The sequence below is a fragment of the Methylobacterium durans genome (assembly GCF_003173715.1).
GTDB classification, from domain to species: domain Bacteria; phylum Pseudomonadota; class Alphaproteobacteria; order Rhizobiales; family Beijerinckiaceae; genus Methylobacterium; species Methylobacterium durans.
Genome location: NZ_CP029550.1, coordinates 1,824,038 through 1,843,327, shown reverse-complemented (window position 1 = coordinate 1,843,327; position 19,290 = coordinate 1,824,038). Strand labels below are relative to the sequence as shown.

Annotated in this window: 21 protein-coding genes and 1 pseudogene; 12 read left to right on the top strand and 10 right to left on the bottom strand. The window is 63.0% G+C overall.

Translation table 11 applies throughout. The annotated features are described in order from the left end of the window. Window positions 1–276 precede the first annotated feature (276 nt). The 4 genes and pseudogenes from DK389_RS08530 to DK389_RS08510 all read left to right on the top strand — a co-directional run. On the top strand, window positions 277–663 hold the full coding sequence (locus DK389_RS08530) for a hypothetical protein (protein WP_109888828.1): 387 nt from the start codon (window positions 277–279) through the stop codon (window positions 661–663). Window positions 664–779: 116 nt separating this feature from the next. After that, window positions 780–1,544 carry a Crp/Fnr family transcriptional regulator gene (locus DK389_RS08525; RefSeq protein ID WP_109888826.1) on the top strand — a complete coding sequence of 255 codons (765 nt, stop codon included), beginning with the start codon at window positions 780–782 and terminating at the stop codon, window positions 1,542–1,544. A gap of 136 nt (window positions 1,545–1,680) precedes the next feature. After that, window positions 1,681–1,923 (top strand): DUF6894 family protein, encoded by a 243-nt coding sequence (locus DK389_RS08520; RefSeq protein ID WP_109888824.1) that lies wholly within the window; start codon window positions 1,681–1,683, stop codon window positions 1,921–1,923. Between the two features lie 346 nt (window positions 1,924–2,269). Next, window positions 2,270–2,458: pseudogene (locus tag DK389_RS08510) on the top strand (integrase core domain-containing protein); the annotation flags it as partial. Window positions 2,459–2,659: 201 nt separating this feature from the next. Here the strand turns inward: DK389_RS08510 and DK389_RS08505 are convergent. The 9 genes from DK389_RS08505 to DK389_RS08465 form a co-directional block, all read right to left on the bottom strand. Then, a complete protein-coding gene (locus tag DK389_RS08505; RefSeq protein ID WP_109896167.1) occupies window positions 2,660–3,520 on the bottom strand; it encodes a transglutaminase family protein in 861 nt (286 codons plus the stop codon). A gap of 10 nt (window positions 3,521–3,530) precedes the next feature. Next, window positions 3,531–4,484, bottom strand: a complete 954-nt coding sequence (locus DK389_RS08500) for an extracellular catalytic domain type 1 short-chain-length polyhydroxyalkanoate depolymerase (RefSeq protein WP_236960747.1) — start codon at window positions 4,482–4,484, stop codon at window positions 3,531–3,533. 43 nt (window positions 4,485–4,527) lie between these two features. Continuing rightward, window positions 4,528–4,881, bottom strand: a complete 354-nt coding sequence (locus tag DK389_RS08495) for a hypothetical protein (RefSeq protein WP_109888820.1) — start codon at window positions 4,879–4,881, stop codon at window positions 4,528–4,530. 295 nt (window positions 4,882–5,176) lie between these two features. Next, the gene (locus DK389_RS08490; protein WP_236960746.1) at window positions 5,177–6,097 is read right to left on the bottom strand and encodes a fatty acid desaturase; all 921 of its coding nucleotides are present in this window, start codon (window positions 6,095–6,097) and stop codon (window positions 5,177–5,179) included. A gap of 176 nt (window positions 6,098–6,273) precedes the next feature. After that, on the bottom strand, window positions 6,274–6,948 hold the full coding sequence (locus DK389_RS08485; RefSeq protein ID WP_109888816.1) for an HAD family hydrolase: 675 nt from the start codon (window positions 6,946–6,948) through the stop codon (window positions 6,274–6,276). An 11-nt stretch (window positions 6,949–6,959) separates the two neighbouring features. After that, a complete protein-coding gene (locus tag DK389_RS08480) occupies window positions 6,960–7,934 on the bottom strand; it encodes an alpha/beta fold hydrolase (protein WP_109888814.1) in 975 nt (324 codons plus the stop codon). 70 nt (window positions 7,935–8,004) lie between these two features. Further along, window positions 8,005–8,250: a hypothetical protein gene (locus tag DK389_RS08475; protein ID WP_109888812.1), complete on the bottom strand. Its 246-nt coding sequence runs from the start codon at window positions 8,248–8,250 to the stop codon at window positions 8,005–8,007. A gap of 130 nt (window positions 8,251–8,380) precedes the next feature. Beyond that, window positions 8,381–8,980, bottom strand: a complete 600-nt coding sequence (locus DK389_RS08470; RefSeq protein ID WP_109888810.1) for a phasin family protein — start codon at window positions 8,978–8,980, stop codon at window positions 8,381–8,383. A 519-nt stretch (window positions 8,981–9,499) separates the two neighbouring features. Further along, entirely contained in the window at window positions 9,500–10,000 is a 501-nt protein-coding gene (locus DK389_RS08465) for a response regulator (RefSeq protein ID WP_109888808.1), read from the bottom strand. A 988-nt stretch (window positions 10,001–10,988) separates the two neighbouring features. On the opposite strand from DK389_RS08465, the gene DK389_RS08460 reads away from it, so the two are divergent. The 6 genes from DK389_RS08460 (at window position 10,989) to DK389_RS08435 (ending at window position 13,972) form a co-directional block, all read left to right on the top strand. Next, a complete protein-coding gene (locus DK389_RS08460; protein ID WP_109888806.1) occupies window positions 10,989–11,198 on the top strand; it encodes a cold-shock protein in 210 nt (69 codons plus the stop codon). Between the two features lie 95 nt (window positions 11,199–11,293). Beyond that, window positions 11,294–11,662: a DUF6481 family protein gene (locus tag DK389_RS34040; protein WP_109888804.1), complete on the top strand. Its 369-nt coding sequence runs from the start codon at window positions 11,294–11,296 to the stop codon at window positions 11,660–11,662. A gap of 43 nt (window positions 11,663–11,705) precedes the next feature. After that, window positions 11,706–11,906, top strand: coding sequence for a hypothetical protein (locus tag DK389_RS08450; protein ID WP_109888802.1), 201 nt, complete (start codon window positions 11,706–11,708; stop codon window positions 11,904–11,906). Between the two features lie 85 nt (window positions 11,907–11,991). Continuing rightward, on the top strand, window positions 11,992–12,240 hold the full coding sequence (locus DK389_RS08445; RefSeq protein WP_236960745.1) for a hypothetical protein: 249 nt from the start codon (window positions 11,992–11,994) through the stop codon (window positions 12,238–12,240). Window positions 12,241–12,444: 204 nt separating this feature from the next. Beyond that, complete coding sequence (locus DK389_RS08440) at window positions 12,445–13,728, top strand: sensor histidine kinase (RefSeq protein WP_109888800.1); 1,284 nt, start codon at window positions 12,445–12,447, stop codon at window positions 13,726–13,728. Then, window positions 13,709–13,972 (top strand): hypothetical protein, encoded by a 264-nt coding sequence (locus DK389_RS08435; protein ID WP_109888798.1) that lies wholly within the window; start codon window positions 13,709–13,711, stop codon window positions 13,970–13,972. The genes DK389_RS08440 and DK389_RS08435 overlap by 20 nt, the downstream gene beginning before the upstream one ends. Window positions 13,973–14,246: 274 nt before the next feature. Here the strand turns inward: DK389_RS08435 and DK389_RS32210 are convergent, their stop codons facing one another. Beyond that, complete coding sequence (locus DK389_RS32210) at window positions 14,247–14,459, bottom strand: hypothetical protein (protein ID WP_162560571.1); 213 nt, start codon at window positions 14,457–14,459, stop codon at window positions 14,247–14,249. Window positions 14,460–15,264: 805 nt separating this feature from the next. Here DK389_RS32210 and DK389_RS08430 point away from each other — a divergent pair. Then, window positions 15,265–16,557 carry a polysaccharide biosynthesis/export family protein gene (locus DK389_RS08430; protein ID WP_109888796.1) on the top strand — a complete coding sequence of 431 codons (1,293 nt, stop codon included), beginning with the start codon at window positions 15,265–15,267 and terminating at the stop codon, window positions 16,555–16,557. 61 nt (window positions 16,558–16,618) lie between these two features. Next, complete coding sequence (locus tag DK389_RS08425; RefSeq protein WP_109888794.1) at window positions 16,619–18,904, top strand: polysaccharide biosynthesis tyrosine autokinase; 2,286 nt, start codon at window positions 16,619–16,621, stop codon at window positions 18,902–18,904. Window positions 18,905–19,290 lie beyond the last annotated feature (386 nt).

The following is a 19,290-nucleotide window of genomic DNA, read 5'->3' as shown; positions in this document are numbered from 1 at the left end:
GCCGTGGTGCATCCAGTTCGGCTTGCGCAGATCGATGAGCAGTTCGCCGCCGCAGATGAGCCTTGGGCGCGCGAAGTTCGGGGCCTTCACGGCGGCAACCCATACTTCCACCGCGACAAGCCAAGCGGGCGTGGCGAGCCAGATAGCGCCTTGCGCTCAGCATACGAGGCACGCGAGCGCGCCTTTGCAGCTTGGTGCTCTGCACGCGGGCTCGACGCAGCAACGCGCTCGCGCGAAGATGAAGAGCTTGCTCATCAGCTTGCGTGAGGATCAGACATGACGGATGATCCAGAAGCTGCAGCGGTGCTGCACCAGCGGGCAACTTTAGCTGAAGACGCGGCTGACGCTCTGCTGGAAGCTATCGCAGAGAATGAAGCGGCAGGCTCTATTTTCAGTGCCGTGAGCGATGGCGGAAATCTCACCACGTGGCGCGAGCCCGGAAGAACCCGGTTCGGACCCGATTTCAGCTGTCCCGTCGGCAACTCGATCGACGCGGATCATTGGGCAGATCTGCACCGGTTCGGTGAGGACATCTACGAGGCCGGAGGGCTGGATGCCTTGGATGAGGCCATCATGCACATCGTCCAGTTGGCTCCAGCCCAGGCAGACTGGCGAGCAAAAGTGCTGGAGAGTGTCTGGTTTGACGTCGGGCGTACGGCATAGCTTCGACGAAGAAATGCGTGCTTCCAGCTTTGGCATATGGCGCGGCTGGGTTTCTGCCAGCTTGTCAGAGGGACTGGCAGTTTGACCTCAGCGTCCTATGGCTATCTAGCTGGCGGATGGCCGATTTCGCATCCAGCCCATCATGCCTACGGCCAGCGTCGAACCCGCTGATCCTGAAGCTCGAACACGGGGCCGCTCTCTCAGCGGCAGACAAGGTTACACTGGAGGAATTGTGCGCCCGAACACGCGAGGTCGAGGCGCGGCAGGATCTCATCCAGGAAGGTGAGCGGCCGGAGGTGGTCCACCTCGTCATGAGCGGACTGGCCTGTCGCTACAAAGTCCTGCCGGACGGCAAGCGCCAGATCCTGGCCTTCCTGATCCCAGGCGACTTCTGCGATCTGCACGTCGCCATCCTCGGCTTCATGGATCACAGCATCTGCACGCTGAGCCGGTGCACGATGGTGGCGATCTCAAGCGAGAGCATTGCGGAACTGACCTTGAACCATCCCCGCATCACCCGCGCCTTGTGGTGGGCGACGCTGGTCGATGAGGGCATCCTGCGCGAATGGCTCACCGGCATGGGCCAGCGCTCCTCAGAAGCTCAGACAGCCCACCTCTTCTGCGAGCTGCTGGTGCGCCTTCAGGCTGTCGGACTTGCGGAACCAAACAGCTGTTACCTTCCACTGACGCAGAACGAGCTGGCCGACGCGCTGGGGATCTCGCCCGTTCACATGAACCGCACCCTGCAGCAGCTGCGCGCGGATGGCCTGATCACTCTGGCCAAGGGCGTGCTGACGGTTCCGGATGTTGCCCGTCTACAAGCCTTCGCTCACTTTAATTCGAACTACCTGCATCTTCTGCGCCGAACTGGGCAGGCGTGAGGATCGCGGGCCACTCCGGCGAATTGCGTGGCTATGTGGCTGAGCAGGGCCTAAGGTGGCTCACCGCTGATCCGATCCCTGGCAATCAGCCGCTGAGAGAGGCGTGTGCTCCCGCCGATGACCTGCGGAGAGCCATGTGGCACGCTACTTCTTCGACATTCACAACAGCAAGTTCTCGTCGCGCGACACCCGCGGGCAGGAGTGTGTGGGCCCGGACGCGGTGAGCGAGTGCGCGCTGAGGCTGCTCTGCGACGTGGCGAGGGAACGTCCGCTCGAACACATGCACAGCCGCCTTGGTGCGACGGTGCGCGACGAGAGCGATGATGTCGTGCTCACGGCGACCGTCACCTTGTCGACCACATGGCTGGACGCTGCCTGATTGGCGGGGTTGAGGTCGCGTGTCCTGACGCGCCAATCAACTCGCTGGTCTACGTGGCTGCGAGCGAGATCGTGGGCGCTATCGACGGGCTGGCTGAGACCGTCACAAGCGACCGCAAGCACTTCCACCTGACGCAGCCGCCGACGCCCGGCGGGAGTGACCTGACCGGCTGGCTTTGGACCGGGCTGATTGCGAGGATCAGCCAGGACCGGAGGAGCTGGAGATGAGGCGAGGACAGAGGCCGAGTGCCGAGCAGGTGGTACTGACGCTGCGCCAGATCGAGGTGCAGACAGCCCAGGGGCAAGAGCATCGCCGTTGCCTGCAAAGAGGCGGGCATCTGCGAGCAGAGCTACGCGACGAGTGCCTGCGCCAAGAGATCTTCTACTCGCTCAAAGAGGCACAAGCTGTGATCGGGCTTTGGCACACCAGCTCCAACCGCGTCCGGCCGCATTCGTCGCTGGGCTACCGGCCGCCCGCGCCCGTCAGCTTCCCGGAGCTGGCCTTCCGCCGACCCATGGCCGCTACCATGCAGTAGCCTCGCAACTGGCACGGTCCAAAATGCCGGTCAGGTCAATATCGCTCCTCGGCGGCTATGTTGCGTCGCACAATGAAAACGGGTGTGTTGGCTAATGGGTTCCTCGCCTGCGTCATAGTGGACGCTGAGGGAGCTTGAAGCCTTTCCGCCGGCTGTTGAAGGCCAGGGTTGTTGTCTGCCAGAAGCGGCCCCAGCGCTGCGTCAGTCGGCAATCTGGACAGCGACGGACATATCCAGGAAGGCATCGGCGGGCCCGATGAAGCTGCCCATCACCGGCATGGCCTGGCGGATGTCGCGCGCCACGGCGACCGGGATGAGGTTCGCACCGCCCACGCTGCAGTTCGTTGGATCGAAGGTGACCCAGCCTGCGCTGGGCAGGTAGACCTCGCTCCAGGCATGGGTAGAACCGGCATCGGCCGAGCCGAGCAGTGCGCGCGTGGGGTCATGGAGATAGCCCGAGACGACCCGTGCACCGAAGCCGAGACTACGGACCGCCTCAACGAAGAGCGTGGCAAGATCCCGGCAGGAGCCCAGACCCGACGATAAGGTTTGGTCCGGCGACTGTGTGCCCTCGTCCTCCCGGGCCTGGTAGGTGATGCCACCACCCACACCGGCATTGATGTCCTTGAGGAGCGAGAGGGTGTCGGTGGGGTAGCCCGCAACGAATCCCTGGGCCCATCTCTGCAGGCGCTCCCCATCAGGGTACTGCCGCACGGTGAGTGCTCCAAGGTCCGTCCACTCGTCGTCAGAGTACCGGAAGGGAAACGAGATGGCCGAAGCGGCGATGTCGAAGACCGGATAGGTGAGTGCCAAAATCTCGACGTGCGCGACGCTGTCGATGACGAGCGTGTCGGACGGTGTTCCGAAGGTGACTGTCGCGACCGCGTTCCCGGCAACGTCGTTGGCCCAGCTCACAGCCGCATCCGGCGTCACCATGATCTCGCTCGACAGGAGCCTCAGGTCCCGGGCCTCCCTCGGGCGGAGCATCAGCCGGTGTGGCCCCAGCCCGACCGGCTGCCTGTAGCGGTAGGTCGTCCGGTGATGGATGCGTAGATCGACCAAGGGACGCTCCTCAGGAACCGCTTCGGTCTGGTTCATCCAGGAAGGCAGTCAGTGTCGTCGCGCTCCGCCGCTCTTCGCGTGGGACATGAAGAACCGTAGTATCTCGCGACTGGCATCGGGACCTGTCGGATCGGTGTGGGAGCCGGCTGGGTGGCCGCCAGCCCAGGCGTGACCGGCGCCGTGCAGGACCCCATTGCTCCGACGACCACACACCGCCCGGTTCGGTCAGGACGGTCTGGGTGTAGGCCACTCCGCCGCTGGAGCGACCCTCGATGGTGGCAATGGTCAGGTCCACATCGGGTTGCGCCTGGGCGATAGCTTGTTCTCCGTTGACCGGTGAGACGGTCGTGTCGCGATCTCCGTGGAAGACGATGGTCGGCACCGAACGCGTTGCTTGCCTTGGCCGGAGCAAGGCGCCTCGCCGCATGGCGGACAAAGCTTCAGACATCGAGCCGGCCGAACCGAACGCCAGCCCGGAGTGGATCCCGACGGCCGCGTAGATGTCCGGGTACGTCATCGCCATGACCGCGGCGGCTGCGCCACCCGAGGACAGTCCGGCGACGTAGACCCGTGTCGGATCGATGTTGAACTCACTCACAATTTCACACGTAAGGCCGGCGAGAATGGACGGTTCGCCTCGGTCGCGTCTCTGGTGCTCGTCCTTGAACCAGTTCCAGCTCTTGGCGATGTTGGCCGATCTTGGCTGGTCCGGATAGGCAACGAAGAAACCTTGCTCCTCCGCCAACCGGTCCATTCCCGTGCCGATGGCGAAGTCGCGCGATGACTGCGAGCAGCCATGCAGCATCACCACTAGAGGAAGAGGGGCTCCCTCATATCCAGACGGAACGAACACGTCGTAGGCTCGGCTCCCGGCCGTATTGCCGAACCGGCGTGCCAGGGCGCGGGGTCGGTCGATGGCTTGCCCCAGCATCTCTGTCGAGGCGATCCCGAGCTGTCTGCTCATCACTGTGCTTTCGTGGGGGGCTACCTGCTGCGATGGGGTGAGGCTACGGCAGAGCGCCAATCATCCCCTTGGCCTCGGTCATGGTGTTCTCGCAGGCGCGCTTGTCGCCCCGCCTGTCTTCGTCGCCCGCGCGGATGATGAGGGTTCTGGCCCCTGCCACGCGGTCGGCCGTTGAGATCATGTCGGGGTCGCTCGGGGCGCCGAGGCGAACGGCCTGCACGCCCCGGGGTGAGCCGGTCTGAAGGGTATGACCCGCCTGCAGGCCGGTGACTTCGACGGCGCCGGCACTGTCGAGGCGGCGCTCGATCGTCCCGATTTGCTCGGCGCAGGAGGAGGCCATCGTCGGAAATGGTGCGAGGGCCAGAGCGAGGGCCGTGAGAGTGGCTGCGAAGCGCATCGGGAAAGAACTTTCAGTCAGGTGGCAGCACCGCAGCTTCGCCCGACGAGCGAACACCCGATGCCGTCCCTCACCGATCGATGCGAGGGTAGCTCTCACACAACGGGCCGCGCTCCCTTACGTTGCACTGCAACACGAAACGCGGGGCAGGTACGCGTTTACGAGTTCGGCCATGCGCTCCGAGTTGGTGCTCAGTTATCGAGCGTGCAGCACTTCGCCAGGAAGTGCACCTGGTAGGAGCGCATCCTGGACGAGGTTTGGCTCTGCTCGACCAATGTGATGATCCTGGCCGCTCTCAGGCTGGCTGGAGCGTGCGCAGGCGTGAGAACCCGACGAGCTTGCGGGCATCCTCGTCCCAGAGTGCCAGCCCGACGCAACCTAGGCTGTCGCGCAGCGTCAGTCGGCCCACCTGTCCGAGCAGCGCGTGGCCGTCCAGGCATTCCTGAAGCCGGTAGTTCGGGATGCGGCTGTTCAGGTGATGGACGTGATGCAGGCCGACGTTGCCGGTGAACCATTGCAGAACGCGCGGCAGGACATAGTACGAACTGCCGCCGAGTGCCGCGCGGTGGAAATCCCAGGCCTCTGCCTCCTCCCAGACGGTCTCCTCGTATTGGTGCTGGACATAGAACAGCCAGCCGCCGATCCAGGCGGCGACGCTGATCACCGGCAGGAACACCCACAGCACCGACCCGATCCCGCCAGTCGCGAACGCGAGCGCGGCCATCACGGCGACCAGGAAGATGTCGAGAGCCAGCACGTCCCGCCAAGCCATGAGCCACGGCAGGCCCACGCCGGACGGAAGCCGCTGCAGGACGAGGAAGTTGAGAGGCGAACCAAGTACGATCAGGATGAGCGGGTTGCGATAGAGGCGGTATCGAAGCCGGCCCAGGCGCGACAGGGCGAGGTACTCACGCACGGTCAGGGTGTGAACGTCTCCTGTTCCGCGGCGGCTCAGGTCACCGGTGGAGGCGTGGTGCAGGGCGTGCGCCCGCTTCCAGCTGTCGTAGGGTGTCACCGTCAAAATGCTCAGAGCACGCCCGAGCCAATCGTTGGCGGCGCGGGAGGGCAGGAACGAGCCGTGCCCGCAATCGTGCTGTATGATGAACAGCCGGACGAGGAGGCCTCCAGCCGGCACCGCGAGCGGCAACATAAAGAGCTCGTAACCGTTCGCGGCTATGCAGAGCATGAAGGTGCAGAGCGCCAGGTACGGCAGCAAGGTGTTAGCGATCTGCCACCGGGCAAGCCTACGAACAGGCTCACGATAGGACGCGCAGTGGCGGGCAACTTCGCGCGCGGTCGCTGCGGCGTGCTCCCGGTCTGACCCACAATCGTGCGGACCGCTCATCGGATTGCCGTCATGGCAAGGCGGTGTTGCCATCCGGGTTCTCGAAATCAGCGTCTTCCTCCTACTTCATCGAGGTGTTTGAGCAGATCGGCCGGGTCCTCATAGACCCGCACGGCCCCGGACCGCTCCAGCTCGTCCGCTCCGTAACCACCCGAAAGCAGGCCGACACCGAGCCCACGGCAGCGACGTGTCGCCAGCATGTCCCAGATCGAGTCTCCCACGATCACGGCCGTCTCGATCGCCTTGCCGAGCCTCTCAGCGGCGGCCAGGAAGAGATCTGGGTCGGGCTTGGCGTACTTCACCATATCGCGCGTCACCACCGGTACGTGGTCGGGATCGACGTCTAGGGCTGCCAGGTTCACTCGGGCCGTCTCCATACGGCCGCTCGTGGCGATAGCCCAGGGGATGCCGGCCTCGTTGAGATTGGCCAGAAGCGCGCGTGCGCCGGGCAGTGGACGGATCTGCGAGGACAATCGTCCGTACGCTTTGGCATGCAGGCGACCCAGGCGCGCGATGCGCTCCTCACTGATTTCCTGTCCCGTTTCTCGCAGAAGCTGGTTCGTGAAGAGGCCGCCGCTCATGCCGATCTTGCGGTGGATCCGCCAGACGGACAAAGGGATCCCCTCCTGGTCAAGCGCTTGGCTCCAAGCGAGCACGTGCTGGTAGACGCTATCGACGAGAGTGCCGTCCAAATCGAACAGGAAGCAGGCCTCGACACGCATTGATCTCTCCCTCACGCAGCCGCGGCACGCGCGTGCATTGTGGCAAGCTCCACAGCTCGAACGACCTGTTCGGGCGCGAGGTGATGGATCATGTGCCCCATGCCCGGTACGACGATGAATTCGCTGTCAGGCAAATCACTGTGCAGCCGCTCAGACTGGCGGCCGACATCTGCGATCTGATCGTCCGCACCCGCGACGATCACGACGGGTAGCTTCAGGTCGCGATAGTGCTCCTGAAGCTCGACCGTGACGGGCGTCATCAGCGCCGCGTCCTCAGCAGAGGCTCGCAGCTGTGAGGGGCGCAACATCAGCTCCTTCGGGAACTCTCGGTCGAAGCGCTCCGGCACTGAGGCCGGCGCGAACATGGCCTTGATTAGGCCCGGCAGAAGGAGCCGGGAGATCACGGGCGAGATCGTGTAGCGCATCGCATCTCCGACCACGGGGATCGCAGGTGGCGAGAACAGGACCACGTCGGCGCGCAGGGTCGGGTAGTAGTATCCCGAAGCTAAGACGAGACCGCGCACGAGCTGAGGAGCCTGCAGCGCCAGGGCGACCGCGACCAAGGTGCCCCACGAATGCCCCAGCACCACAGCCTGCGAGACACCGAGCTGTTGTAGCGCCTTCTGGAACAGCGTTGCATGCGCTCGCGGCGTCCAGAGCGCCCGCGGTCGCTCGCTGTACCCGTAGCCGGGACGATCGATGATGATGACACGATAGCGCTTGGCGAGTTCATCGACGATGCCGCTGACCAAGAAGTCCTGGATCATCGTTCCGTTGCCGTGAATGAGCACCAGGGGCTCACCCTGCCCACGCTCGACGTAATGCAGGCGCACGCCATCGACCGTCAGGAAGCTGCCAATGGGCGGATGGCGCTGCTCCGCCCCACGCGCTTTCGAGACAGCGTAGAGCGCCGACGCGCCAAGGGCGGCCGCGGACCCGAGCAGGGCCGGCACCAGCCAACTACGTGTCGTGGAACGCTGTGTCATGACGTGAGCCTTGTGTCTTGGAGGGCAGCCTCGGCCGGCCAGGCGGCGAAGGTGGTGAGAGCATTCCGCTCTAGGCGGCGGTCAGCCGCTTGGTGTTGGCTGCGACATGCTCGCGGTAGCGAGCGACCACCGTCTCGCAGGAGCCGCCCGTCATCAGCGTTCCGGATGCTTCGATGAAGGCGCTGACCTTCTCGTTCACCATCTGATGAGCTTCGGCGCAGCCCTCAGCGCCGCCCCAGGCGAGCTTCATGAACCGCAGCTCAACGACCTTCTGAGCCTCTAAGGCCAGCAGGGCGACAGCAAAAGGGTTGTACATGGTGCGCTCCGCGCCGCGAGGCGCCGGAGCCCGTGCGACCGAGGAAAAGAGAAGGGGCGGCCGAAGCGACCGCCCCCTGGCTTGTGATGAACCCTGGATCATTGTGCCCGGGGTCTGATGCTTTCGCAGCTCAGCGGACGAGGGTCGGGCTCTGAGCGACACTGGCGAACGCCTTGCTCGCCTCCTCGACGGCGCGCGCCGAGGTCTCCGTGATGGAGCGGCTGTCCTGCACGATGTGCTGCAAGCTCTCGCGGGCCAGCTCACTCTGGATCGCGGCGAACTCCTGGACCGACTTGGCCCGGGTCAGCTTGTTCACCCCATCGAGGTTGCGCTGCCACTGCCGCTGACCAAGCTCGAACCAGTGGCGCGAGGCGTCCTGGAAGGCTTGTGTCAGAACCGTGCCGCAGCGTGCGACCGCTTCCATGTTCTGTTTTGACTGGCGAGCGAGACGCTCGCTGTCCTCTCCAGTAAAGCCCAGCGTCTTCGTGAAGCGCTCGGTGGCCTCACGCGCTTGCTGAGACGTCGTCTCGACGCTCCGCTGCACGATTCTCTTGGTGTTCTCAGCCGCCTGCTGCTGCAGATCGGCCATCTTGTTCGCGCCGTCGCGAGCAGCATCCGCGAACTGCTTGCCCTGCTCGGCGGACCTGTCGATGGTCGCCTTGGCCGTGTCAGCAGCCTTGCCGCTCTGATCGGACTGCTTGTTCTGGTTGGAATTCTGGTTGAACGCCATGGTAGCTTCCTTCCCTACAAATTGTGGTTTCGAGGTGATTATACCTAAGACAAAAGGTAATTCATCTTAGCTGGCGAGGCGAATTTCTGAAATTTTCGCACTGCACCTAAGTCGTGTTCAGAGATTTTATTTCAAGATCGACAGAACGATTTTGGCATGATTTATTTTGTGACGAATTTCATCAAGCGTCATGCCCCCGTGCAAGCTCCTGATTGCGTTGCACAATGTCGGGGCTGCCCAAGAAAACAGGCTGGCGACAGATGGAGCCGGGGCATGATTGGAACTGCCTCTCGGAGACGCTTCAGAAGGCGGCCTGCATTGGAGAGTATCGCGGCAGAGATCGATGCCGAGGCGGCCTGTCGGGTCGGAATGGTCCCCGATAGCGGGGAACGACACGGTGCTGTTTGCAGTAGTCAGGGCCGCAGCATGCTTCTCCTGTGCTGAAGCCGCTACTTGCGTGCTCCTGAGAAGTACTTCGACACCCCGCGTCTTGCGGGACCGCAAAGCGCGGGCGGTAGTTCAGCTCTTGGCGGGCTCCGCCAGAAGGCCGGCGATACTCCCGCCTCCGATTGCTCCACTGGCCGGGCTCTGCATGATGATCCCCGCCGGGAGCGCGGGCGCGCCCTGAGCGGCCTCGGCATCTTGCCCGAGCAGACTCTCGATTTCGCGGATCAACATCGATGGCCGGTACGGCTTGGAGACAAAGCGTTCACCCAACGGAAGGTCGCCGGGGTCCGGGCACATCTTACCAGAGGTGAGGAGGATGGCGATGGCGGGCCAGCGCTCGTGAACCAGACGAGCAAGCCAGAGCCCGTCGATGTCGCCCGGCATGTTCCAATCGGTGAACAGCACCTGCACGTCGGCTCGGGCCTCCAGCAAGGTCATGGCCTCTTGGGCATCATGTGCCTCGAACGGCCGGAAGCCTGCGTCCGACAGTATGTCAGTGGCGATCATCTGGACCAGGAACTCGTCTTCGACGACGAGTATCCCGTGGAGCCTGTTGTCTGCGTTGGAAACCATCACTGCACCTCGACGCCCAGGACGTGACCTTCGTCAGGTCGAGGGCTTCTGAGGCCCTCTGGCGCGGCGATGATGGTCGCCGGACGGACAGCCCCAGCGATGGACTGAATGTAGAACAGATCGCGATCGGGCACGCAATCACGCAATCACGCAACGTTGAGGCGTGTCATAATAATCGAGCTTCGGAGGTTCCGGAAGCAGTCCCGAAAACCCTCCTTAATGGCTGATTTACGAGAGATACAGGAGAGCCTCCGCCGCATGATCGTCGCGTATAAATAAATTGCCTGCGCTGCGACCGCTGCCTGGCTTTGTCAGACAGCGTTGCATGCAATCAACTCGGATTGCTGAAGGGCTCCTGAGAAGCCAATGGTGCTATCGCTGCCGGCCTCGGCTCTCCTCCAAAGCGATCGGATAGGATCCGCGCTTGAGCCGGCGGTATCCCATACTCTTCAGTAAGATCTGTCATAAGTTGAGACAGCTCTTCTGGGGTGAAATTCTTCCCGCGCACTGACGCAACCAGCGCGTCTGTCGCGGCCATCATTCTAAGGCTATGCTTGATCTGGACCATGGAAGGCATAGGAACCCTGCGGCCGAATTTCATTGAGCGTTGCATTGCAATTTTCCGCCTCTCGGATGTAGGGGCACGGGCCTCAAACTCGCACGTAGGGCACGGGCCTCAAAGAAGTGAACTGCCTATAAGAAGCTCTCTGCTTTGAGTGCTTGTCAGGGAGAAATTTCGCAAAAATGACAGCGTTCCATATCGTCCCGCGGATAATATTTTTATCTTTCTCTGAAACCGCTTCCACTCGGTTGTAAATGTCTGCCTGATGGCGTAGATATGAGGTCTCGGACTTCGGCCAGATATCCGGCCGTGCCGCTCAGATGGGCGCGCGATCTGCATTTCTTCCTTATTTCGACAACGAGCGACCGGGCGCGTTATTGCATGCGCTTGTCATATCTTATTGCCTAGCAAGATACGGAAACACCTATGAGCATCGGCACCGTAAAGTGGTTCAACGGAACCAAGGGTTTCGGCTTCATCCAACCTGAGGACGGCAGCAAGGACGTGTTCGTCCACATCTCGGCCGTCGAGCGCGCCGGCATGCAGACCCTCGATGAAGGCCAGAAGGTCTCCTACGAGATCGAGACGGATCGCCGCTCGGGGAAGCAGGCGGCTGGAAGCCTGCAGGCTGCGTGAGGTCTCCTCAACGTTGACCATCATCGAAGCCGCTCCGCCTGGAGCGGCTTTTCATTTCTCTCAGCATGGGCGCTCAGCCGCGGTGTGCATAAGGAATGTACGTGGGTCAATTCAAAGCCAACCAGCTCGTTGATCGTCTTGAGGCCGCTGCCAAGGCGCGGCAGGCTACGATAGCTCGGTTCCGGGCATGCCCGTCCGCCGATGACCCAATTGTTCTCGCACGGCAGTCAGCGCGGCGAGCGGTCATCCAAGCCCGAGAGGTTCGGGTCAACGAGCGGGAGATAGCTCGTCTCGCAACTGAGGCTCAGCGCGAGGCTGAGGCGCTTGCTGTGCGGGAGCGTGAGGCGACCGAAGCTGCCCGCCAGGCCGCCGAGAAGGCGGAACGGCAAGCCGCGCTGGCGGCCGAGCAGAAGGCGGCGCGTGATGCGCGCTTCGCAGCCCGCAAGGCTAGAGTGCGGCGATAGCGCGGCCGCGCATCGCGACGTAGCTCAATCAGGAGGATTGTAGATGTCTCACAAGTTCAAGATCGGTCAGCGGGTTCGGCAGGCCCGGCAGTACGGCTCCGTTGATAACGGGAGTGCTGTCAGCAGCATCTTCGAGATCGTGCGGCTCATGCCGGAGGAGCGTTCGGGCGAGCCAGCGTACCGAGTGAGATCGGCGGCCGGCGAGCGCGCTGTGCTGGAAGGCGAGCTCACCCTCGCCTCCTGACCGGAGCGCAGCCAGGCCAGAGGTGCTTGGTGCAGCGGGCTGGCCTGGAAAATCCGCTAAACTTGCGTAACGCCGAGGAGGTGTTGTGGATCTGAGCGTGAATCCCACTGCCAATGAGATGGAATGGGAGTTGATCGATCTGCTCGGCCGCTCAATGGGGTGCATCAGGCAGACCGCTCCGAACGCGTTCACCATCCATCCGGAGGGGCATGCACTGACCACAATGGCGGGGATCAGGCTGGGCCCGCACGCCGCCCTCGATGTCGCACTGGCAGAGATCGAGAGGCATACTCGCGGTGTCTGCCGCCGCAATCCGGGGGAAGACGGGGCCTAGGGGCGTGTTGTTCAGCGGCGTACTCCGCCGCGTCACAGCACGGAGGCCAGGTCCAGCCCTTACGTCCCAAGCATGCGTGAGCCAGCCGGCGGCCTAGAGGGTTGCGGCACGCTCACGAAGCAGCGGACGAGTACCAGAACGGCCGTGCCTCGGTCGGCCGTTCAGGAAATCAAGCAGGATACTGATCTTGCCCGAGGGTGTGGCATGAACGAATTTCAGCACGGCTTGGCCGGCACCCCGGAGCGGACGTTGGCAGAACGGCATGTCGACGCGATCCGCCAGCATGGTGGGATCTTTGTCGACGCGGTGCGCCTGACCCGCATGCCGATGCTGGTCACGGACGCCACCCTGCCGGGCAATCCGGTCATCTTTGCCAATCAGGCCTTTATCAGCCTCTCCGGCTATCCACTGGAGGAGTTGCTCGGGCAGGATCCGCACTTCATGAACGGTCGGGAGACCGATCCGTTGGCAATCCAGCAGTACGAGGCCGCAATCCGCACAGGCCACGACACGAACCTGGAACTCCTGCAGTACCGCAAGGACAGCACCACCTTCCGTGCGATGCTGTTTGCCAGTCCTCTCGACGACGGCCAGGGCACCGTCACCAACCACTTTCTCTCCTACCTCGACATCACCCGCCGCTTCGAGGCCGAAAGGGACCTGCAGGCTCTAACGGCAGAGCTGGAGCAGCGCGTGCAAGTGCGGACCCGCGAGTTGGAGGCGGTGAACGAGCGGCTGACGAAGTTAGCGGCGGAGCGCGAGATGCTGCTGGTCGAGGTCAACCACCGGGCCAAGAACAGTCTCTCGATCGCTGCGGCGCTCTTGAGCCTGCAGGGGCGACGCCAGGCCGACCCGGCGGTGCAGGCGCTGTTTGCCGAGACTCAGGAGCGGCTCAATGCGATGGCGCAGGCGCACGACCTGCTGAGCAAGTCGGAGAGCGTGCAGCAGGTTGATGTCGGCAGCTACGTGGCCGACCTCTGCGCTGCGCTGGAGGCAATCATTCCAAGCGACGAGCGCATCCGCTTGGACGCCAAGGCCGAAGACGGCATCTTTGTCAGCGCGGACCAGGCCATTCCTCTGGGTCTGGCGCTGACCGAGCTGGTCACCAACGCCGTGAAATACGCGTTCCCATCGCCCCGCTCCGGCACGATCCTGGCGCAGGTGCGGCGGCCTCAACCGGGCTGGATCGAGCTGCTGATCCAAGACAATGGGATCGGCATGGCGGGCGTGCGCGAGGGCTCGCTGGGCTACGGTCTGGTGCGCTCGCTGGTGCAGCAGATCGAGGGCGACATCGATATCCGCAGTGAAGCTGGCGTGACTGTGACGATCTCGTTCCCGGACCTGTCACGAGGGGGGCGGAAGGTTAGAGAGGGCGTGCCGGTTCAGACCATATGGATCCGCGTGCGGAGAGCAGGAGCGGTCATCGCCATCCGCGGTCAGCATCTATTTCCATGCGAGGAGCATGCTCATGGACCCTGCCATTGGTGAGCGCGCAGCCGCTGCTCTCGATGCCTATTGGGTGAGGGTCGGTCTGCCTCCGGATCAGGATACTGCCACGCGCGCACATGCGGCGATCCGGAACCGGCTGTCGAACGGCGACTACGATCAGAACTGGCAGGCGCTGTTCGAGGATGCGATGGCTGATATCGGCTGCTCCGTCGATTGGGACGGGCAGGCGGTGCGCAGTATCACGGTTTGGGGCAGGCCGTCGGTCGCGCGCGGCGAGCGCTGAGACCCGCTGCGATGCGCTGAGCTCAGAGTCGCGTTGCCTGCCTCGTCTCACCGCCCTGGGCTACTGCAATGGCCGCTTCGGAGATGCTCTCTGGCTGGCTGAATGGCGCCCATGGGAGCAGAGCCGGCCTTCCGCATTTCAGCGACCGCCCGACGCAGGCAAGCCCTCGTCTCCAAAGAAGTAGCGATGTTGATCATCAACTTCGTTCTCTCGACTCCGGGCCACAGAACCGGTACACAAACCTCTGCCGGTGACCCGCTCGCCGCTTGTAATATCAATGGCTTAGGCGAGGGCTGGCTGAGTCCTTTCCTGGGCACCAATCGCTGAAATCGCCTTTGATTTCATTGCGGTTTTCCTCCTGAAGCTCCCACCGGTTCGACGAGCCGCAAAAAGTGGAGCACGCCCCAAGCCGCTCCAGATCGATCAGGTGCATGGCATCACGGGCAAGCCGCTTCTGCTCGGCTTTGCAGGTGTCATGCTCGGCCATTGTGGAGCAGTCGACGGGGCGATCGCCTCGACGCCCCCGCCGGCAGACAAATCCGCTGCGGTGATCGTCCCGACTTGGGCGACGATCCCGAGAGCAACGGTGGCAGCGAGCAGGATTCCGTGCGCGAACATCGGTACCCTCGCGCTATCGGACGATCGGCAGGACCGCATCGCACGGTGCGTGAAAGGCGCTCGCGATACTCGGTCTTCTGGCGCTCCGGCGTGCATCACGCCGGCCGATTGTCCGATGATCAGCCCACCTGTCCCAGGCTGAATGCATTCCTGGCGCGTGCCGCAGGATCTCGCCTCCGGCGGCCCATGCTTGGGGCCGGGGTCCGCTCCGATCCTGCCGGATGAAGCGAAGTCTCAGTACGCCTAATACCTATGGACGAGAAAATCGCCCATGATAAGTCGTACCCATTTATCTCCCTGGTTCAGGCGGGTCCTCTTTTCGTATAAGGCTGTGCACCTCTGGAGCGGGTCACGATCATGTCGGATCAGCACAGCAAGATCGATGGGTCGTCGACAGTCAGTCGAGAGGCGACATTAGCATTCTCGCCGTACTTTCGTGCGGGCCGCGGGAATGGTTCGAGCCCGCCCAAGACGATCTTCTTCAGTCCGTATTTTCCCACCCGGATCACGGATCCAGCGGGCGAACGCCAACTCAGTCGCCAGGCCACGGTCCCGTCCGAGTAGGTCCCACGTGCTCGCGTCAGTCGCTGCCTCCGACCAGCCGAACGTCCGCATGCGCCCTCGCAGTTCGTGGGATTGATCGTGACCCGGAATGTCCAGACGAATTGCTGCCCATGGGCGCACCGATGAGCCGTCGTAGCCTCAGAGCGCGGAGCCTTGCGTACCGGATCTTCCTGGCGTCGATTCTCGGCGCTGCGTCCGGCTCTGCCTCGGCTGAGTATGTCGTGGACAGCGGAGACGTGATCGAAGTCTCCGTGTTCGGCATCAACGACCTGCGCCAACGCGGCGCCGTCAACGTGGATGGAGAATTGTCCGTTCCCATGGTGGGACATCTGAAAGTCGCCGGACGTACCTTGTCGGACATTCGATCGACCATTCAGAGCCTGCTCGGCAGCAAGGAGTTCAGGCATCGCGCGGCTGACGGGCGGGAGGACATCGCACTCCGTCCGGAGCAGATCTCCGTCGATATCATCGAGTACAGGCCGCTTTTCGTCAGCGGCGACGTCTCACGGCCGGGATCGCAGACCTACCGTCCGAAGATGACGGTTCGAGCCGCCATAGCGCTCGCCGGGGGCTTCGACGCGATGCGATTCCGCATCAAGGACCCGTTCCTCGAAGCCGTCGACTTGCGAGCCGAATACCAGACACTCTGGACGGATTTCGCCCGAGAGCGGGCCCAGCGCTGGCGCGTTCAGGCGGAACTGGATGGCAAGCCGCAGGAAGATCTGAATATCGCCATACAGCCTGTCCCGAAGGATGTTCTCGACGAGATCGCGCGCTCGACCCAGAACCAGAAGAAATCGGATGACACGACCTACCAGAATGAGTTGTCGTTTCTTCGACGCATGCAGCAGGAGGCCGATAAGCATCTCGTCCTGTCGATCGAGCAGCAGATGCGAGACCAAGAAGCCGAGCGTATCGAGAACGACAATATGGACAAGACGAAGGATCTATATCAAAAGAGCATCGTTCCCGCGAACAGGCTCGTCGAGCAACAGCGCCTGTCCATCCTCGCGGCGACGCGGGTTCTGCAGACCTCGACGCAAGTCGCCCAATCCCGGAAGGACCGCGAGGACGCGAACCGTAGGATCGGGCGCCTGGATGACGAACGGCGGACCAACCTGCTCGCGAAGTTGCAGGAATCCACGATCAAGCTCGATGCAATTCGCAACAAGATCCAGGCCGTCGGGGAGAAGCTCGTCTATACTGGGGTCGTTCGGTCCCAACTCGTTCACGGGCCCAGCAGCAAGCCTGAAATAACGATCTACCGGAAGAACGATCAGGGCATCTCACAATCGATCGCGGCGGACGAGGATGCCGAGCTGATGCCTGGTGATGTCGTCGACGTTCGACTTCGCGCGGCGTCCGATGTCGACAAGCTCGTTCGAGGCGCCAATGGGCAGTAGCTCGCCACCACAGTGATCAACCTGCAACTTTCTGCGAAGATGAGGCGCAACGGCGGCCGTTATGCTCAAGCGAACACCCACCGTTCATTATCCGGGAGCGTCTGTTCCGCACCTGCGTCCGGCCGACGCCGGCGGCGCGTTTCACCCGCTTAGCCTGTTGAAATTCGCGCGCCGTCAGGCGCTCGTCATCGCATCGGTGTTGCTCATCGCTCTCGGAATCGCGACGACCTACATCCTGCTCGCTTCCCCTATCTATCTCGGGAAGTCGAGCCTTCTGCTCGATACCCGGCGACTGCAAATCTTCCAGCAGCAATCGTTCGTGAGCGAAGTCAATTTCGATCAGCCGGTGGTCGATAGTCAGATCGAGATCGTGAAGTCCGAGGCGATCGCCCGCAGCGTCGTCGAAAATCTCAGGCTCGACGACGATCCCGAATTCACCGGCCAGCCCTCCCGTCTCGTCGGTTTTATCAAGAGCGCGCTGCCGAACTGGCTTCTCGTGAGGCTGGCCGAGCGCAACGCGCCGAGCGCCACCAACGCGGCGGACGAGCGCCTGCAGGCAGCGATCCGTCACCTCCGGACAAACCTCGTCGTGCAACGCGTCCGCTTGACGTACGTCATCGATATCGGGTTCGCGTCGCGCGATGCCGCTAAGGCTGTCGCGGTCGCGAACGCGGTCGCCGAAGCTTTCATTGCCGATCAGACGCAGACGAAGCAGAGCACCACCAAGCGGGCGGCGGCTTGGTTGCAGGAGCGCATGATCGAGCTCCGCGAGCAAGCCGTCGTGGCGGACAGGGCCGTTCAGGATTTCAAGACGAAAAACAACATCGTGCAAATTGGCGGAACGTCCCTCGACGAGCAGAAGCTCACGCAACTGACGACCCAGCTCGTCACCGCTCGGGAGCAGACAGCGGACACCCGCGCGAAGGTCGAGCGCGTGACTGAAATGCTGGCCAGCCGGACGCCCGACGCGATCCTCTCGGCCACTCTGCAGAACGACGTCATGAACCGCCTGCGTCAGCAATACGTCGATCTTTCGCGGCAGGAAGCCTATTACATGCCGCGGCTCGGTGCCGAACATGAAGTGCTGATCAATCTGCACAAGGAGATGCGCCAGATCGAAGAGGCGGCGAGAAGCGAGTTGAAGCGTATCGCGGAAGGATACCAGAGCGATCTCCGCCTTGCCCAAGCGCGCGAGGAAGCCGCCGAGACCCGATTGAGCGAGCAGACGAAGCGAGAGGCCGGCACGAGGCAGGAGCACGGCGCCCTCAAGGTGCTTGAGAGTACCGCGAAATCCTATCAGGCCCTCCACGATGCCTTCCTGCAGCGCTTCATGGAGGCGACGCAGCAGCAGAATTTCGCGAGTACGGAGGCCCGCGTCATCACGGCTGCCACGCGCGCCGAGAAGGTCGCGCCCAAGCCTGCCCTCGTGCTGACGTTGGCGACGGTGCTCGGATTGGGCGCCGCACTGGGCCTGGGCTATCTCCGTGAGCGCATCGAGAGCGTGGTTCGCACGCCGCGGGAGCTGGAAGACGCCCTCGGAGTCGCCTGCCTCGGGATCTTGCCTGTCATCGAGTCCGGACGCGTCCGCGCGCCACGTGCCGACGTGGTGTTCTCGGCGCCTCAGGAGAGCAATGACCGGATTCTCTGCCAGGATCCGGGTGTCGCACGCCAAGTGCTCCTGACGCCGTTTTCCCGGTTCGCCGAGACCATTCGCCGTATCAAGGTCGCCGCCGACACGACCAGCGTGAGTCGTGACGTCTTGGTTCTCGGCGTGGTCTCAGCCGTCTCGCGGGAAGGCAAGAGCACCCTGTCGGCCAACCTGGCTCACTTGCTGTCGAATGCCGGAGCATCGACGTTGCTGATCGACGGCGACTTGCGCAATCCCTCTCTGTCCAAGGCTCTGGCGCCGAACGCGCAGGGCGGCCTGATCGAAGCGCTTCGTGGCACACCGATCGAAGACCTCGTGTGGCACGACGCGACCACCGGTCTCGATTTTCTGCCCGCGTTCCTTGAGAATCCGATCGCGCACACGAGCGATCTGCTTGCGTCCCCCGGGATGGCCAACTTGGTGAAGGAGGCGAGGTCTCGCTACGAATACATCGTCATCGACTTTCCGCCTCTCGGGCCGGTCGTCGATGCGAAGGCGGCGAGCTACCTCGTCGACTTCTTCGTTCTCGTCGTCGAATGGGGACGCACGCCGCCCGAGATCGTGGCCGAGGCCCTCGAATCCGCGGAGCCGGTACAGAGCCGGATTCTCGGCGCCGTCCTCAACAAGGTCGATCCCAGAGCGCTCAAGAAAATCGACACCAACACCGAGCGATACTACCAGCAATACGACAAGGTTTGAGGTTCACAGCAGGCAGAATGCCGCCGCATCGTCGAGCATTGGAAATGTTCCCCGCGGCAATCGATCACCATCGCTCCCCGTGCGCGACGGCAGCTTCAATGATTGGTGCTTGAACCACGGACGGCCTTGCATCGTAAAGCCGTTTCCGGTTGGCCGAATGTCGGCCTCGAACGCGTATCATCGGCTGGAATTGGAGATCGCGCCGAACCCGGCCGATCAGAGGCATATCTTGCCGTCTGTAGGACCGGACCAACACCGTATCCTCGACCTCGGGTGCGGAATGCGACAGTCGCTGATGGCGCTGCAGCCCGATGCGACGGGCATACGCTGAGGCATCGACGTTGATTTCGACGCCATCGCGCTCGGCTAGACGTCGGCGACCGAAA